This is a genomic window from Candidatus Endolissoclinum faulkneri L5, from assembly GCF_000510265.1.
Classification (GTDB): Bacteria; Pseudomonadota; Alphaproteobacteria; order Thalassobaculales; family Thalassobaculaceae; genus Thalassobaculum; species Thalassobaculum faulkneri_A.
This window is the reverse complement of record NZ_CP006745.1, coordinates 1,218,769-1,237,285: the sequence shown is the minus strand read 5'-3', so window position 1 is coordinate 1,237,285 and position 18,517 is coordinate 1,218,769. Positions and strand designations below refer to the sequence as shown.

Genomic DNA, 18,517 nt, shown 5'->3' with positions numbered 1-18,517 from the left:
TCAAGCAATAAGGAAAGAGGAGTAGAAGAGAAAGAAAAGAAGAAATATATACTGACTAAATAGACAACGAAAACTTTATATCGCTAGTAATTTTGTTTACAATGAGCTGATTAATGTACTTTATTCTTATAGATGCGTTTGAAGCAACCTTAGAAATTCATAGAAATCTTATATATCTCTACACCTGAAAACTCTCTTGGATTATAATACTGTTGTTTTTACTGTTGTTTTTATGGCTTATTGCATAAAAATTATTCTTTGTTGTATTTACTTGTTTGTGATAAGATTTTCTTAGAATTAAGATAATGATTGCTTTATTAATAAAAGCAAAATTTGCATAAATTAACATTGTACTTCGCGAAGTAACATCGCAGCTAAAAATTAAATATAAGATTATACTAATGTGATATTTAATTAGATTTACTACTATTTATGAGTCATTAAATGCAATATAAATACCCAGGATGTTTAATCACTTTAGAAGGGGGTGAAGGTGCGGGTAAATCTACACAAATTGCTTTTTTGCGCGATTGGCTAGCTGCACGTGGCATCACTGTTATATGCACTCGAGAGCCTGGCGGCTCACCTGGAGCAGAGGAAATTCGTAGCTTGCTGAACTATGGTGAACTAGATAAATGGGATGAGATCACCGAAGCTATCCTTATTAATGCTGCCCGGCGTGATCACGTAATTCGTAAAATTCGTCCAGCATTGATACGCGGAGATTGGGTGGTTTGTGATCGATTTTGTGATAGTACTCTAGTTTATCAGGGGGCAGGTAGTGGCATACCTATAGGTGTGCTACGTACACTAATTGATATTGCAGTTGAAGGTATTCAGCCAGACTTAACTTTGATTTTGTATATCGATCCAGTTGTCGCACTAAAGCGAATTGAGTCGCGTGAAAGTAAGAAAACAAGGTTTGAACGTAGGGACAATGCTTTTCATTTTAGGGTTGCTAATGGTTTTTTTGATTTAGCAATGGCCGAGCCAGAGAGGTGCACTTTGATTGATGCAACTAAATCACCGAAAAAAGTAGCCATGGAGATTAGTTCTGTAGTATTAAATCGATTATTAATTAGCTAAATTATCATCAATATTTATTTTCTAAATGAGATAAAGATATAAATCGGAATTTTTACATTAAAAATAATCTTTAATAATTACTTAATATGCTATTATATAAATATTATGCTTAAGCTGGTTTTTACTAGCATTAACCCTAAAATATACTAAAGATTAGTTAAAACTAATCTTTAGTATATTAACTAATCTTTAGTATATTTTTTTGTAAATTTGTTATCTAACAGAGTACTATTATATATACCAAGACATTAAATTTGTTTTTGTTTATTAAGGTAAATTATATTTAAGACTCCAGTGCTTATTTACAAACTACAGCAGATTAACTTTTGCTAAAGTACTTTGTTTGTAATTGCAGCTTTATTTTAATACTCCCATGCAGATTATTTTGCTGGCCTTTATTTTGCTTTTATGTTATCTTAAGTAGGACTGTTCGTATTATTCTTAATAATACAATCCTCGGATTGAAGATCGTATATAATTTTATCTGTTAAAATAATTAATCTAATATTTACTAGTAATTTATGAAATATGTTCGATACTTCATACAAAGTATAGCTATTGTGATAGTTTCACAATCGACTCTTACGCTCTGAACTAAGGAGACAAAATAATCGTTGAATTATCTGCAGACCTGCTCCACTTTATGATTTAACTATTTTTATAAAAGTAAGCAAAAGTAATTATAGCTATATTGCACTTATAAAACTATTTACTAACCATGTAATTTTGCAGCAATGCTCTTAAAGAGAGGTTGGATCAGTACTTCTTAAACATTCAGTTTAGTAAATAATTTTTAAGCTATGTTAGATTCTAAATCTAAAAGAATGTAGAGTATAAATCTTTATTTAAAGATAAGGTGGCTTTGTATAACCTCTGGGAGACAAAGTGAATATTTCAAATCCGTTTTCAGTCACACCAACTGAGTGCTCAAATTGGGCTGAAAGCGAACGATCACGAGTTACTGCCGTCCAGCCGTCGGATAGGATTTTTACTGAAGATTTACCAGCGTTGACCATTGGTTCAACGGTAAAAAACATGCCTTGTTCTAGACAAATACCGCGTTCTGGGTGGCCATAATGCAGTATACTTGGTGTGTTGTGAAATGTTCGGCCTAAACCATGGCCGCAGAAATCACGTACTACAGAAAAACTGTTAGCTTCTACAAATCCTTGAATACAATTACCTATAGCACCTAGACGTATTACAGGACTAATTGCTTGAATACCTAGCATCATAGCCTGATAGGTTACTTCAACCAAGCGTTTAGCTTTTACAGATATTTTTTCACCAACCAAGTACATTCGACTAGTGTCGCCATACCAACCGTCGAGGATAACGGTTACGTCTATATTAACAATGTCACCTTCCTGTAGCCTACGATTACTAGGAATACCGTGGCAGACCACGTGGTTAATTGAAGTGCAAATCGCTTTTGGAAATCCTTTATATCCAAGCGGAGCAGGAATACCTCCACTGTCTAGAATCATTTGATGGCACAGCAGATCTAGTCTATCAGTACTAACGCCAGGTATAACATGCTCGGTTATCATGTCAAGAATTTCCGCTGCTAAACGTCCAGCTTTACGCATGCCTTCAAAATCTTCATCTGGATGACATACAATACAGCGTGATTCATTAGTAAGTTGCATTAAAAAATCCTTGTTAATTTAAAGTATTATAGTCGTATCTTATTTTTTGCTAAAAGGGCAATTCATAAATTATTATGCCACGATAGGTACAGAACGTTTTAATACAATCTCCGTTAGATTAACTTTACAATCCCACGCAATCGCTTCTACCCCTGCGGCACGGGCGCGATCGAAGGCTAATCCAAATTTAGGATCGATATCGCGCGCTATTGTCATGCAGTTACTATCAGATCGCTGAATACAGAAGATTATCATGCTGCGATTACCAGCAGCAGCCATTGCTGTTAGATTGTCAAGATGTTTGACGCCACGAGAAGTTACACTGTCAGGAAATTCATAATAACCAGGACTTGGGCCAGTAGAGCGAATCAAATGAACATTTTTCACTTCCACATAGCACGGTGGCTGAAAAGGTGTTTCCAACAATATATCGATGCGGCTATGCAACTCATATTTTACTTCCCGTCGTATAGTTTTATAACCTACTATTTCCGGAATTAACCCATCTGTAATCGCCTCCTCCACGATAGTGTTAGCCCTGCCAGTATGAATGCCTACTATACTACTATTAATCTCTACAAGTTCGAGTATGTATGCCAGTTTATTCTTAAAATTGTGTGAGCGAGAGAGCCAAACTCTCATTCCAGGAATGCTTAGTCCAGTCATAGCACCAGTGTTAGGACAATAAGCACTAACCATCCTATTATTACCTAGATCTACATCAACGAGAAAGCGATTGTAGCGCTTAATTAAGCATCCTTCTTGCAGATGATCTGGTAATTTCACGGCAGAGTGACAGTCAAAGTAAAAATTAATTTTGCTCAGTTGTATCAGTATTCATTATTAAATAAATTCCAATATCAATAAACAAACTAAAGGATAATTTCAAGCATAACTTTGGTATTGCTCATCATGATCGTTACAGGGCAGATAGTCCATACTTTCATTTTAGTATTTCTTTTTCAATTATATAATCCACTTAGGAAACAAAAAAATAGCAATTTATATAGGAGCGCTGTCAATAATATTTAGTTAATTTTTATATAAAATTTAACTATTGCTATTATATTAAGTACGATAATATCGTTATGCTTTTGCTGTTAGAATTTACTAGTCAACAACTATGCAATGTTTCTAACATTTTTACTATAATTTTATCTTATGAATACAATAAGAAAAAAAATTAAGATAGTGTTTAAAGTAGCATCAGTTACTTTTTAACTAAGCTGTAATTAGTGATTATTATCGCAGTAGATAACAGTTAATCTATTTGATGATAACAATAATTACTATATAATTAACTGAATGATTCATGGAATTTATTAAGTAATAAGTTTTTTAAACAGTTATTTTTTTTACAGCGATAATCTGATGTCAAACTATAGTTGATTTTGCCAAATTTATCTGAAAAGATAAGTTTGATAAAGTCATAATTATTTGCTATAACCACAATATAATATTTTTGAGTATAGAATTTAGAGTAATAAATGATTGATACAATGCCAGAGACTATTACAGCCGCTATGTTGGTTATAGGTAATGAAATTCTTTCTGGACATACTAAAGATGAAAATGTTGAGTATATCGCTAAAGCTTTAATGAAGTTAGGTATTCGTTTATTTGAGGTTAGATTGGTAAGGGATGAAGAATCTGCAATAATTGAAGCTGTTACTGCTCTTGCTAATCGCTATACTTATGTTTTTACCTCAGGTGGTATTGGCAGCACTCATGATGATATTACTACTGCGAGTATTGCTAAGGCTTTTGGTATACCGATAAAGCAAAATATTGAAGTAATGCGATTACTTTCTTCTTACTATGCTAGTAATGGAGTTGAATTCAACGTTGCTCGCCAAAAAATGGCTGAGTTACCAGTCGGTGCAACGCTAATCAAGAATCCAGTCTCTGTAGCGCCAGGTTTTATAGTAAAGAATGTGCATGTTATGCCCGGTATGCCAGATATTTTGCGGGCCATGTTTGATGGGTTAAAGCTAGTGCTGAATGTTGGTGCTGTGGTACATTCACGTACAGTTTCATGTATGATTGGTGAAGGTGTTATTGCTAATGATCTAGCGAAGATACAGGCAACATTCCCGGATATCGAGATCGGTAGCTATCCTCATCTGGAAGAAGCTGGTATTTTAAGCACCAGCCTAGTTCTATCTGGTACTGACCAGGTAAAGCTGGAAGAGGCTACAGAAGTAGTACGCAGGCTTGTTCATTCTTCTGGTGGTTAGCTATATTAAAATTGATAAGGAAAGTTATTTATTTACTGAGTAAATAAATAAGCTCTAGAAGAATATGATATTTTGCTTAATGCAAACTTGAAGTACTGAAGGATAATAGTGTCCATAAAAAGTTCCTATTGAGATTAGCTTTTTGTTAATATTTCGAGAGCAATTAGTATATCCACTTTAATGTTATTTTTATCAGCCATTAAAGCGTAAATGTTTTATCGCAATAGTTTGCTTTAGCGATAAGCAAATTTGGTATTTGGTAATATAAAAGCTTTTGTTGGAATCTGTTGGTGCATTGATTGGCAATTTTATTATTTTTTAATTGTTTCAACTTAAAAAAAATACTATGTTTTGTAAAAGGTAATGAAAAATTTATTGATATTTTATTGTGTATATTGTTTTATTTACTTTTGGTCCACTCTGAACCTAGGCTTTAATTTTTAATATTATTTTTATCTGGTATTTTATTTTTATAATAAGTAATTTCTTCATAAAAATATATTGGATAATATTCTCTTGGGTTGAATAATCTTTAGATTTGTAATCTATAATTAAAGTAAGGAAATTGATAACAAGAAATATTTTATTATTTGCAATGACACTAATAGTCTTTAAATGCTTTTTTGATTTTACTTATTAAGATAAGTATTTATAATTTCATAGTTAAGTAAAGAATTCTGCTTTAATAGAACTCTAATTTTGATAGTGCCGAGTATATTAATTTATTAGAAAAATATGCTTTATTGTAACTATTAAGCATATTTGTTCTTCTTTTATAAACGTTGATATCATTAAGTGCTTGAAAAATATTTCAGGTATTTAATTACTTTTATAATCTTTGTTTTTAATCTAGTATTAGGAAAATATATTTCCTCTACTGTAATTATTATTAAATAATAGTTAAAAAAATTGTATTTGCATTGTGCATTAATTAAGTTACAGTACATAAAAATTATGTTTGTTATAATATTTAAAATTAATTTTTAGTTTAAGTGATTTTTAATCACATTGAGTATTTAGCAATTAGGCTTGCATTTGAGTTTAAAATCAAAAATCTCGGGATTTACTCTGCTCTTTAGGCTTAATATTAACAAGGTTATCAATTTATGCTAGCATCCCATAATTATTGTATCTTTTATCTAATGAATAGATGCAAGGCCTAAATTATCTATAAGTGATTTTAAATATAAACGAATGTTTGTATTTTATGCTGAAAGATATACTAGCTGCTTGGCTTTTAACAATTACATAAATTTAATATTTTATTAATTCTTTCTACTGCTAACTTTTGTAGCTTTATATTTATACTCATATACGGAATTGCCCCAATGGTTTAGGTATTGTTGATAAAAATTAACTATTGTTAATATATTAACTACCCTAATGTAATTTAATATACTTTCAAAGTAGAATAGTATCAATTTTTCTGTAATCATACAAGGCCATATTAAATTTGATGAAATAATGGATAGATTTAATTTTATGAGATAAGGTTATTTTGCTTAATAGCATGCGTTTCTTCGCAGCACTACCTATTCATATTAGTTACTAACAATAAAGCTTAATACTAATATATGCTTGTTAAATATAACTAGATTATTCATTTTTAGTAAATTTATTTATTATAACTAATTTCAGCAAATACAATCTTCTTCTTAAAGATAGATCTTGTCGGATTATACTTTGTCGTGAAAACAAAGGAATAAAATCTGACAAGTTGATGATCAATTTCTATATGCGTCATTGCATATTTGTGCTTCAATACATTAAAGCTTCTTGATCGATTACAAATCGATTTTTTATGATTTAGGTATATAAATTTGTAACTCTTCTAAAGAGCAAGTTAATGGTTTTTTGACTATTTAAAAATTAATTTTGATAATTTAATATTCAATTAAGTAGCAGTTAATATATTACCAGATCATTAGAGATAGTTTTTCAAGTTATAAAGTGTATTGTGCTATATGCATGGCCGTTCAAGTTATAAATTAAGCTAGCATTTGAATGTTAGCTATTTTATTAGATTATATCACTGATATAATCATCATATTAATATATGGTTTAATTTTAATCCACAAGACTTTTCGCTCGAGGTAAAACTCAAGCAGTTTGAATCTGCAATCGTAAAGCTTTGGTCGTACAAATTTATGCTTGATAGTGATTTTTAGATAATCTAAAAATATTACAAAGTAATATACTCAAAAAAGATGAGCCGTTTTTAGGCTCATATACTTTAAAATATCACCTGTAAATGACTGTCTAGTCTGTAATCCTAGAAATTAGGATTACAGTTCATTTTACTATTATGTATCAAAAATAATTTACGGATGAATTGTGCAATATAGTATAATTCATAGCATTAAGTAACATTTTTTATTTATTTCATTTTATAATCATCGAATGATATTAAAGATAGCCTTGAGAGTGTTATGTTGTCTATCAATAAGCTAGTCAAGCAATCAAGTGAAGGGTAATTTTGTGAAGAAGCAGAAAATGACCACCGTGTCTGATTATGAATTTTTAATCAAGTTATAGAAGAAATTTATTAATCACTTAAATCAACCCTATGTCTTAAATATGTATTAAAAAAACTTTTCCACAAAGATTATCATTTTTAATGGTTGCATTGAACAAACAGCTAGTGTAAATACTTTTATTTAACTTAATTTCAGTATAACAAAAACATGACAATACATTCTTAAAGACTAATTATTTAACTTATAGATATAATTGAGGAATAAATATTTGCTAATTTTATAAATTATTTCCATCAAGTCTTACTTTTGATAGTTTAATATAATTGGTGTAGTAATCAATAATGTTTAACAATATTACCTATTTATTATTTTTTAATTCCCATTGAGGACGATGTTGTGGGTCAATACACTATCTCATCGGTTAAAGAACCAAACGCAATATCTCTGTAAAATAAATTAATTAGTTATTCTTGCATAATTTAGAAGGAGTGACAAAAAAATCTCTTCATACTTCATTGATTATATCTCAAGTTAACAAATGCGTGAGGAAATTGTTTTCATGATGATTACAACTTTATCATAAAATTAAATTAACCAATTTTAAATTGTAACCATTTAAAATGTTTTGTTTTCAACAGTATACATTTGATGTATTATACCTTATTGTGCTTTTTGTTTTTTAACAAAAAATCATTATATATAACAGACCAACTCTCGTAATTTGTAAAATTATTGTTTTAGCATTTTATGCATACTAGCATTCCTTATTAGGTTGCTTTACTATGTTAGACTAAGCTAATAAGCTATCTCAATTGCTTGATAATAATAGTGCAACCTGCTACTCATGCATCATGGCTAATGCTCCGCTGATCGCTGCTTCCATTCTTGCCGCTGATTTCGCTAAGCTTGGCGAGGAGATTAGTGTCGTTGATGCTGCCGGTGCCGATTGGATCCATGTGGATGTAATGGACGGGCATTTAGTTCCAAACATATCGATGGGCCCAGGAATTGTTAGAGCGATACGCCCTTATACCTCCAAAACTTTTGATGTGCATTTAATGATTTCACCAGTAGAAGCATATCTTCAAGGCTTTGTTGAAGCTGGCGCAGATATTATAACTGTGCATCCAGAAGCTTGCACTCATATTCATCATACTTTACAGCTTATTCGTTCTTTCGGAGTTAAGGCTGGAATAGCATTAAGCTTAGATACTTCATTGAAAACGTTAAATAACTTGCTAGATATTGTAGATTTGATTGTAGTGATGACAGTTAAACCTGGCTTTGGTGGTCAAAATTTTATTCTTTCTCAGCTCAAAAAGATTACTGCGGTACGTCAACGGATTGACGCTACTAACTATCCTATTCACTTGGAAGTTGATGGGGGAGTTACAGCTGATATATCAAGACGCGTTGTAGCCGCTGGAGCTGATGTGCTGGTTGCTGGAACCGCTACCTTTAAAGGTGGCAGAGATTCTTATGCATCTAATATCGCTGCGATGCGTACTGTAAATTGAAGATAGAACAATACTATTGGGAATTAATTTCGTATTTTAATGTGGTTTATTTTTTTATTTTGAAACTTGTAATGTACTGCGATAGTTATGTAAATGTATCTTTTAATTGTAGATTAAGGAAATCTAGCTTAGACTATTAGATAGCTATAGTGCTTTTATCTACTACTTTTGTAAAGTATGTGATTTCTCTAACTGTCAAGGATCAGCAAGTAATAAAATTTTTCTAGCAGTTATTTACGGAATAATAACGATTATTCTACTCTTTAGAATATTGTTTTATGTTTTGTTTCGATTTTAATCTTACCTCTAAATTAGAGAGGCGACTTCTTTGTTGCAAGCAATTTGTAGTATTTAAAATTTTATGCAACCATTTCTAATATAAAGTTAATCTAATATGTTCAATCATCTGGGGTATTGTGTAAAGATTGCTGTTTAGGCGTAATTACATAATAACAAGATAATATTATATAATTAATTAAAGCATAATAATTAATACTATTTTAGAAACGATTCTTTAGTATATTTTATATTAAGTATAAGCAATAAATAAATTATTTTATTTATATAAATATTATAAGTGAAACTCTTGCTTAAAATACAAGCATTGCAGTTTCAATCATAGATCACGAAGCTATTATTTATAATAAGTTATATTTTAGTATAACTATTTAATCTATTAATAAAATGGTTAATTTTGAAGTAAAAGTTATCTTTAGTTTGTTTAGTATAATCATTAATATAAGTTTGATTATTTTATTTAACCTTTGCATCTATGTAAAATAGATCAGATTAAATTTGATAATTTGGCCCAGGAAAATTTTTATAATAAAAATCCTTGTTTTACTGTGTAATATTACATAATCTTTGAAAGATTAACTATCTATAAATAAGTTTCACTATTCTCTAACTAAGTTAACTAGTACATATAATTTATTTTATTCTATTATTATTTAGGTTGCTTCGACAGCTATACTAACTAACAATTTCAGCAATATAATGATGCGGAAAATGAGAAATATTCTACTTAATGCCAACAGAGCAAGCAAAAATTTTTTTATAGCAAATTACTTAATTAATTATTAAATAATTATAATAGTTCAGCTAATTAGCGTTATTTATTTATCAAAATAATTTTTGTTAGACTTAAATTGCCCGAAAGGGATATCTAATAGAAAACACAACGCATTCACTTTTGTCGATATATAACTAATTCGCATAAAAAGAAATTTGCTAACAAGTTATTGTTATTTGTTTTATTTTAATCGTAATGTATTTGTCATTAAAGGTATGGGATGCTATACTAAACCCTAGTTTAGTATAGCATTATGCAACTAATTTTTAACTATTGAAATAGGCTTTATATTCCTTTATCAATCAATTCGATAATTGTGTTATCTTTTGATTAATAACAAATGACAACTAGAAATAATTACTTTTATGGATCATCTCGATTGCATCGAGGCGCATAGCATTTATATTTTGCGTGAAGCGTTCAATAAGTTTAATCGCCTGGTAATGTTATGGTCACTAGGTAAAGACTCTAACGTAATGCTTTGGTTAGCAAAAAAAGCTTTCTTTGGCCATGTACCTTGCCCTGTTTTGTTTTGCGATACAGGAAAGAAATTTCCTGAGATGTATTCATTTCAAAAGAAATATACTAGAGAATGGGATTTAGATTTTATTCGTCGAGAATGTCCGCCAATTGAGGAAATTGACCCGGCTTTGCCACCGTCTGTTCGTTCTGCTTCACGTAAAACTGAAGCGCTAAAGCGATTGATTGATGAATTAGAATTACAAGCAGTTGTTGTAGGTATTAGACGTGATGAAGAATCTACTCGTGCAAAGGAGCGCGTTTTTAGTCCACGAGGAGAAAATGCTGAGTGGGATTTTCGCGATCAACCTCCAGAGTTTTGGGATCATTTTAGGACTGAGTTATTACCCGGCACTCATATTCGTATTCATCCGCTACTTCACTGGACAGAGCTGGATGTATGGTTATACATACAGCGGGAAAGTATTCCGCTGGTACCTTTATATTTTGCTCGCGACGGCAAACGCTATCGTTCGCTTGGCGATATGGATATTACTAAACCGGTGAACAGCAAAGCTGATACAGTGGAGAAAATTATTACTGAGTTATTGACTACTAAAGTAGCGGAACGTACTGGGCGTATGATGGATCATGAAACTGAAGACGCTTTTGAAATGTTGCGTTCAGTTGGATACATGTAAAAATTTTTACTCCAATGACAACTATTTCAATTAGCAATATAGAACAGATTAAATTAGTTATTGCTGGACATGTAGATCACGGAAAATCTACTATGATTGGTCGTATAATGCAGGATACTGGCAAACTGCATGATGACAAGATAGCATTATTGAAAGCTATATCCAAACGTCGCGGGATGCCATTGGAGTGGGCATTTGCGTTGGATGCGATGCGAGCTGAGCGAGAGCAGGGCATTACTATTCAAACAACACAGGTATTCATTAGAACTGCTACGAAATCATACGTTATTATTGATGTACCAGGGCACAAGGAATTTATAAATAATATGATTTCTGGAGCAGCATCAGCTGATGCTGCTATATTACTAGTTGATGCTAAAGAAGGAGTACAAGATCAGACACGCGTTCATGGGTACATCTTACATTGGCTTGGTTTTGATAGTGTACTGGTAGTAATCAACAAAATGGATTTAGTTAATTATTCAAAGAATCGTTTTGATGAAATAACAATACAGGTAAACAAACATCTTGAAAAAATGGGAATTATTCCAACGGATATATTGCCAGTATCAGCTCTTTATGGTGATGGACTTGTACATAAGTCACAAAATATGCCTTGGTTTACTGGTCATACGTTGATGTCATCTCTTGAAACTGTCTTACCCAAGCCAATGCCAATGGAGCTACCTTTGCGGTTACCGATTCAGGATATCTATACTTTTGATGAACGTCGCATTATTGTCGGTCGTATCGAGAGTGGGAAGTTAAAAGTTGGCGACACTTTAATGTTTGCTCCAAGTAACGCTATTACTAAGATTCGTTCCATAGAGGCATGGGGAACTAACCTGCCAGTTTTAGCAGCTTCGTCTGGCCAATGTGTTGGTATTACCTTAGAAGATCATATTTTTCTTGAACGCGGTTTCTTAGCTAGCCATAATACTGACCCTGCGTTGCAAACCTATTTTTTTCGTGCGCGTATCTTTTGGCTTGCCGATACTCCTTTAGAACTCGGTCGGCGCTATAAGCTCAAGTTAACTACTATTGAGCGCATCGTGGAGGTGTACAAAATTGAAAAGGTAATCGATGTATTTGATTTATCGGAGCACTCAACTAGTCGAATTGAGCGTAACATGATCGGCGAGGTGGTATTACACGCGCGTGCTGTTTTGTCCTTAGATGAATTTACTTTTAATCCACGCTTGGGGCGTTTTGTATTATTTGATGGCTATGATATTGTGGCTGGTGGATTAGTTTTTACAGATAAATTGCAAGAATTAGGTTTAACTAGTTCTCAGTCATTGCAACAAATTTCTACTGTAGGGAGTTATGTAACCATAGATAATCGGTGGAGAGCTAACGGCCATAAATCGGGCATACTTTGGCTGACCGGATTATCTGGTTCAGGTAAATCGACTTTAGCGTTAGCATTAGAGAATATATTGTTTAGAAAGGGTTGGCAAGTTTTTGTACTCGATGGTGATAATATTCGTTCTGGTTTATCGGCTGATCTCGGATACTCTCCTGCAGATCGATATGAAAATATTCGTCGTGTCGGAGAAATAGCTAGTTTATTTGCTAATGCAGGCGTTTTGGTGATAACCTCATTTATTTCGCCATATCGTTCCGATCGCGCTCGTGCTAGAGCACTCATTCCTACTCTATTTCACGAGATTTATGTGAATGCCAGCCTAGATACTTGCAAGAAGCGTGACCCCAAGGGACTGTATAAAAAGGCAAATAAGGGAGAAATTATTGAATTTACTGGTATTTCTTCGCCATACGAGATACCTGCTTCTCCAGAATTAGAGGTCAACACCTGTAAACAATCTATAAACCAGTCTATTGAAAAAATGCTTAGCTATATTCAAGAGAAATTTTCTATTGAGAGTGATAAATAGTAGATTTTTGTAGAATTTTCTATCCCATACTATAAAATTAAGTATGCTTTAAATAACTTAGACAGCTTATGTGCGCGCTTGAGATGGTCAGTTGTCTTAGATAGTTGCATTTTCTGTAACTTTATTAGATAAATAAATTAATAATTTGCATCAAAAGCACATATAATTTGCTACATCAAACTTAACTATTTCATATACTTAATAAAACGAAATATTACAATAATTTTTTATTGGTTAATTATTAAAATAATACTTGTCATATTGTGCAGCATGTAGTTCTTTTACTTAAGATTATCATTGATAAGTAGTGATTTATTAGCTGCTTAATGCTGTTTTTATGTAACAATTGATAGGGCATTTGTTTTGTATTTAAATTACCAAATGTTCGTAGCTAATGATAAAATGCACCATTTTCAAATCATAGTATTTTAATGGGCATTACTTACTGATCGTCTAAAGGAGGCATTCAATATTTATTGAAATGTTTATTAGTGCCTGATGATCTTCCTGCGCTTTAGTGGAAGAGTTGATAAATTTTAAATCATAAAGATGGATTATTATTACCTAATTTTTATGGGATTAAGAACTTATTTAGGAAATTTCAACGACTATTAGTATGGTAAGTAAGTATATTTTGCTTATTTATCATTAAGCTATTATCATTTACTTCGCCTATACTTGACTTAGATAATATTAACTATTGCGAGTAATTATGACTCGAAATTATTTCTAGGATGTGCAGTAATCGTTTGTTTATGATTTTTATCTGAATAACTTGTAGACAAACAAAGAAATACAGTCTTGTAATGACTAATTACATAAATTTTTCCCGAGAACAAAGTATCTTATTAATTTTTATGCATTTATAGCCACTATTTGTTGAAAAACAACTATCTGTGATAAGGCTAATATCAATAAAATGATTAACCTTTTTCTTTGAAAAGTACGTCTTACCTATGTAAGATAGGCTTTATTTATTAAGACTTGTAGTGCGTTATAAAATAATGATAATGATGATTGATTACTCTTTTTTTTCATAATGGACAAATAATTGTATCTCTTTTTCTTTTTCTCTTTATATATTTCTTTACATATTGTCTAAAGATGTAATCAAGTTTACTATGAAGTATAAAAATATTGATGAGCGCATTGCTAATTAGTAAATATATTTTTCAGAAATAATTAGCACCTGTTATTAGTTATGTTACTCTTCCGAAGTAAAGTGAATAATAAAAATATAAGTACTTTGTTATCATAGGTCTTATTGTAATCGGTATATCGAATTTTAATAACTTTATGTTTAAAATATGTTAATTAGTTGATTAAAACAATATTTTAAGAAATGCTTGAAATTATTGTGTGAATAACCAATACACAATTTTTTCACATATTTGTTCACATTTACTTGCTGAAAATTCTTTTTCACTTTTAATTTCATATTGAAACTTATTAGTAAACCACGTACGCTGTCGTTTTATGTATTGTTGGGTAGCAGTTACTGATGATTCTATGGCTGCGGGTAATTTAGTTTTTGCTTCAATGTAATTTATTAATTGTGGAACTCCAATAATTCGCATAGCTGGTAAAGAATTGTTAATACCAAGCTTAATCAAACCTTTGACCTCATCTATAGCGCCTTTTTCAATCATTTTTTGATATCGGATTTTGACAGATTTAAACAATACATCGCGAGGCGGAAATAAAAGCACTCGGCAGAAAATCAAATCTTTCCGCAATTCGATTGGTGGTTGAGCTTGCCAGTAAGATAATGGTTTGCCCGTTGAAACTGCGACTGCCCATGCTCGCTGTAATCGCTGTGAGTCTCCTGATTTTAGCTTTGACCCTAATATAGGATCGAGGGCAAGGAGCTCATTTTTAAAGCGCTCACATCCTATTTTCTGATAATGATGAGCTGCTTCTTCAATCACTGTATCCCTTATCGAAGGTACTCTGGCAATTCCACGAATTAGTGTGTTAATATACATTCCACTGCCTCCACAAAGTATTGGCATTTGTCCAGCATTCAACGCTGCATCAATTTCACTAACTGCTTTATTCCGCCACCAGACTACTGAGCCGCGCTTAGCGGCTGATAATACTCCAAAAAGCCGATGAGATACTTGGCTTTCCTCTAGAGGCGATGGTCGATTGGTAAGAATTCTTAGTTCCCGGTATACTTGGGCGCTATCAGCATTAATTACTACTCCGTTGAGTAATTGCGCTAGCTTTATGGATAAAGATGTTTTGCCGCTAGATGTAGGGCCAGCTATTATAAGTAAGAATTTTTTACTCGATGGCATGATAAAGCTAGACATATTATTTGTTATACGATAGTTATAAATTATGCGGTGGTTTATAACTTTGTGCTCGGCGCCAGGTGGGCTAACTTCTGATTGTGTAGTACTGGCTACACAGCTATTGATTGCAGCTGGTGCACAAGTCGGTGATATTTTCTGGTTGGCTCCAAAAGAAGCCGCAGAAATTCAGTTTAATGCGGAAAGGCCAATAGAACTGCTAGATTATCTACGTATTAATCTAGCAGAAATTTCAGTTGATGTTAATTGTGGATTATTAGCAGGACGGCGTAAGCAGTTGCTGATAGCTGATATGGATAGTACGATTGTCATTGGTGAGTCACTAGACGAACTGGCTAAATATTCTGATTTTGCTGAGGAAATTGCTGCAATTACTTCCTCGGCTATGTGCGGTGAATTATCTTTTGAACATGCTTTAAAGAAGCGCGTTAGTATGCTAAAAGGCGTCTCGACGATAAAAATAGCTAAAGTTTTAGAAAATATTCGACTTACTCCTGGAGCAAAAGAGCTGGTTGCAACTATGAAAATGATCGGTGCTTATTGTGTATTGGTTTCCGGAAGCTTTAAGCCTATCACAAGCGTGATTCGCCAAAGAGTTGGCTTCGATGATGATTATTCTAATATATTGCATACAGCCAATAGTGTTATTGTTGGTACAGTTGATGAGCCAATACTTGGTCGTAATGCTAAACTTAAAATCATGAAAAAACTATGCATCGAGCATGGTTTGACTATGGATGCCACTTTAGCAGTGGGCGATGGGAGTAATGATTTAGCAATGCTAAAAGTTGCGGGGATTGGTGTAGCTTTTCGTGCCAAACCATTTGTGCGTTCTGAGTCTAGATTTATCATCAATCATGCAGATTTGCGTGGTTTGCTATATTTACAAGGGTTTAAGCGTTCAGATTTTGTTAATTTTCCCTTCGATGAAGCAGTGAGGTAGTTATTAATAGCTAATTTAATTTGAAATAGGACTTTATCATTCAAATGAAATTTTGACATGTTTGTAGTATATTTTATTGTATATGGGCATAACAATAGACAAAAGATTGTTAATTATTTGAATAGAATGACCCCATTAATTGTGTAGATATCTATACTTTGTTTATTTACCGCATACACTATCGTCTAAAACGAAAGCTTTCTTTTGCATTCTATGCCCTCTATGTTTTATTATTAACAACTAAAAATTTTTATAGTATGCACAATGCAATTATAGCGCCATAATATTTTGTATATGGCTAGATTAATGATAATAGTGTTAACTTGTTATCTAGTGCTATCAATTATAATTTAATAATCAAAGATTCGTATCATTAGCAAATAAGATCTTTTATATTGATTACAGCAGGATCTTTGGTAGACTAAGAGATATCACGATAAAATTGTTTTTAGCTACTATACTAGTTTGCTTTATCATAAAAGAGCATAAATCTTACGTAATACTTAATTTTTCACTTTATCCGCAAGTAATATTTATTTTTATTCAAGATAAATTTTACATTATCTGATGGAATTTGATAATTGTTTACTATAATATAGTAGAACAGTACTATATAGCCATACTAAGAATGCCGATAACTAATATTTGACTATCAAATATTAGTTATCGGCATTCTTAGTAACAACAGTTTTTTAAGGTGTAATTATTATTTGGATTAGTGTAAAAAATTAGTATGAAATAAATATACAGTAGTATAAAACGGAATCGAATAAAGCTATTGCATTTACAGAATTCAATTTATATATGGTAGAATAGTAGAATTATTATTCTTTTAGAAAAATCATCGTTTATCTTCAATTATTTTTGCTTGATAAAAGCTTTTCCTCTTTAAAAGATTATAATTATTAATAGTTCTAAATAAATGTTTTTTTATTTAATGTCTTGATTACTTTTAGTTTTTTTCTTTGTTTAAATTTCCTTACAATTTTAGATCTATCTAATTTAGATAGATCTTGTTATATCCATGGTTTATTATTAACGAATTGTCTATAATATTAATTAATAAGATGATTTATGTCTATTGAATATATAACCGAGATGGACACTTCTAAAAGTGCTTGTCCGTATCAGACTGATGTCACGATTATTGGTGCTGGTCCTTGTGGTCTATTCGCTGTATTCGTGCTTGGATTATTGGATATAAAATGTCATCTCGTTGATATTCTCGATCATCCAGGAGGGCAATGCTCCGAACTGTATCCCGATAAGCCTATTTATGATATCCCCGCTGTTCCCGTTTGCACAGGAAGTCAATTAATCCAAAGATTAATTCAGCAGATTACTCCGTTTAATCCCGTATTCCATCTTAAACAGAGGGCTGAAAAGTTAAATAAACTAAAGAACGGTAATTGGCGATTGATTACCGATAATAGCGTAATACTTGACAGTAAGGCCATAGTTATCGCTGCTGGCGGTGGATCATTTGTTCCTAAAAAGCCGCCAATTCCCGGTATTGACGCTTATGAAGGCATTAGCGTTTTTTACTCTGTAAACACAGCCGAACAGTTTCGAGACAAGAACTTAGTCATAGCGGGTGGCGGGGATAGTGCACTTGATTGGACAATTAACTTACAGCCAATAGCTAAGTCAATTACTCTGGTTCATCGACGTGATGAATTTAGCGCCGTTCCAGATAGCATCAATAGGATGCGTGCTTTGCTAAATGATAAAAAGATGGTTTTTCACTGTGCTCAAATTTCTTGCATCGATGGCAAGAATGGTCAACTTACTAGAGTGAAATTGAAAGACAAAGTACGTGGTGAATGGTTAATAGATTGTGATGTGTTGTTAGCTTTTTACGGATTAACTATGAAGCTTGGCCCAATAGCTACTTTTGGGTTAAATTTAGAACGCAACTTGGTTTTGGTAGATACTGAAAAGTTTGAGACATCAGTACCAGGCATTTTTGCTATTGGTGATATTAATACTTATCCTGGAAAACTAAAATTAATTCTTTCTGGCTTTCATGAGGCGGCGTTGATGAGTCGGGCTGCTGCACGTATTGTTTATCCTGATAAAAAGATTCGCTTTCAGTATACTACTTCTTCTACTGATCTGCATACCAAGCTTGGTGTAGTATGATTTTTAAATTTTATTTTTTGT

Annotated in this window: 10 protein-coding genes; 7 read left to right on the top strand and 3 right to left on the bottom strand. The window is 32.2% G+C overall.

Features of this window, described 5'->3' with window-relative positions:
- The first annotated feature begins 444 nt into the window (after nt 1-444).
- Nucleotides 445-1,086 carry a dTMP kinase gene (tmk, locus tag P856_RS03525; RefSeq protein ID WP_025300793.1) on the top strand — a complete coding sequence of 214 codons (642 nt, stop codon included), beginning with the start codon at nt 445-447 and terminating at the stop codon, nt 1,084-1,086.
- 845 nt (nt 1,087-1,931) lie between these two features.
- On the opposite strand, the gene map is transcribed toward tmk, so the two are convergent.
- Together map and sfsA are read right to left on the bottom strand one after the other, a co-directional pair.
- Entirely contained in the window at nt 1,932-2,735 is an 804-nt protein-coding gene (gene map / locus P856_RS03520) for a type I methionyl aminopeptidase (protein WP_025300792.1), read from the bottom strand.
- A gap of 72 nt (nt 2,736-2,807) precedes the next feature.
- The gene (sfsA, locus tag P856_RS03515) at nt 2,808-3,521 is read right to left on the bottom strand and encodes a DNA/RNA nuclease SfsA (RefSeq protein WP_025300791.1); all 714 of its coding nucleotides are present in this window, start codon (nt 3,519-3,521) and stop codon (nt 2,808-2,810) included.
- A 701-nt stretch (nt 3,522-4,222) separates the two neighbouring features.
- On the opposite strand from sfsA, the gene P856_RS03510 reads away from it, so the two are divergent.
- The 4 genes from P856_RS03510 (at nt 4,223) to cysC (ending at nt 13,096) form a co-directional block, all read left to right on the top strand.
- Complete coding sequence (locus P856_RS03510) at nt 4,223-4,972, top strand: competence/damage-inducible protein A (protein ID WP_044214932.1); 750 nt, start codon at nt 4,223-4,225, stop codon at nt 4,970-4,972.
- Nucleotides 4,973-8,300: 3,328 nt separating this feature from the next.
- Nucleotides 8,301-8,966 carry a ribulose-phosphate 3-epimerase gene (rpe, locus tag P856_RS03505; RefSeq protein WP_025300789.1) on the top strand — a complete coding sequence of 222 codons (666 nt, stop codon included), beginning with the start codon at nt 8,301-8,303 and terminating at the stop codon, nt 8,964-8,966.
- Nucleotides 8,967-10,403: 1,437 nt separating this feature from the next.
- On the top strand, nt 10,404-11,198 hold the full coding sequence (gene cysD, locus P856_RS03500; protein ID WP_025300788.1) for a sulfate adenylyltransferase subunit CysD: 795 nt from the start codon (nt 10,404-10,406) through the stop codon (nt 11,196-11,198).
- Between the two features lie 14 nt (nt 11,199-11,212).
- A complete protein-coding gene (gene cysC / locus P856_RS03495) occupies nt 11,213-13,096 on the top strand; it encodes an adenylyl-sulfate kinase (protein ID WP_025300787.1) in 1,884 nt (627 codons plus the stop codon).
- 1,352 nt (nt 13,097-14,448) lie between these two features.
- Here the strand turns inward: cysC and miaA are convergent.
- On the bottom strand, nt 14,449-15,396 hold the full coding sequence (miaA, locus tag P856_RS03490) for a tRNA (adenosine(37)-N6)-dimethylallyltransferase MiaA (RefSeq protein WP_044215050.1): 948 nt from the start codon (nt 15,394-15,396) through the stop codon (nt 14,449-14,451).
- Nucleotides 15,397-15,439: 43 nt separating this feature from the next.
- On the opposite strand from miaA, the gene serB reads away from it, so the two are divergent.
- Both serB and P856_RS03480 read left to right on the top strand, forming a co-directional pair.
- Entirely contained in the window at nt 15,440-16,354 is a 915-nt protein-coding gene (gene serB / locus P856_RS03485) for a phosphoserine phosphatase SerB (RefSeq protein WP_025300785.1), read from the top strand.
- 1,074 nt (nt 16,355-17,428) lie between these two features.
- Nucleotides 17,429-18,496, top strand: a complete 1,068-nt coding sequence (locus P856_RS03480) for an NAD(P)/FAD-dependent oxidoreductase (protein WP_025300784.1) — start codon at nt 17,429-17,431, stop codon at nt 18,494-18,496.
- Nucleotides 18,497-18,517 lie beyond the last annotated feature (21 nt).

Excerpts from the sequence above, each read along its gene's own strand:
- serB (WP_025300785.1), top strand. The coding sequence starts at position 15,440 with ATGCGGTGGTTTATAACTTTGTGCTCGGCGCCAGGTGGGCTAACTTCT.
- cysC (WP_025300787.1), top strand. The coding sequence starts at position 11,213 with ATGACAACTATTTCAATTAGCAATATAGAACAGATTAAATTAGTTATT.
- miaA (WP_044215050.1), bottom strand. The coding sequence starts at position 15,396 with ATGCCATCGAGTAAAAAATTCTTACTTATAATAGCTGGCCCTACATCT.
- P856_RS03510 (WP_044214932.1), top strand. The coding sequence starts at position 4,223 with ATGATTGATACAATGCCAGAGACTATTACAGCCGCTATGTTGGTTATA.
- P856_RS03480 (WP_025300784.1), top strand. The coding sequence starts at position 17,429 with ATGTCTATTGAATATATAACCGAGATGGACACTTCTAAAAGTGCTTGT.
- tmk (WP_025300793.1), top strand. The coding sequence starts at position 445 with ATGCAATATAAATACCCAGGATGTTTAATCACTTTAGAAGGGGGTGAA.
- map (WP_025300792.1), bottom strand. The coding sequence starts at position 2,735 with ATGCAACTTACTAATGAATCACGCTGTATTGTATGTCATCCAGATGAA.
- cysD (WP_025300788.1), top strand. The coding sequence starts at position 10,404 with ATGGATCATCTCGATTGCATCGAGGCGCATAGCATTTATATTTTGCGT.
- rpe (WP_025300789.1), top strand. The coding sequence starts at position 8,301 with ATGGCTAATGCTCCGCTGATCGCTGCTTCCATTCTTGCCGCTGATTTC.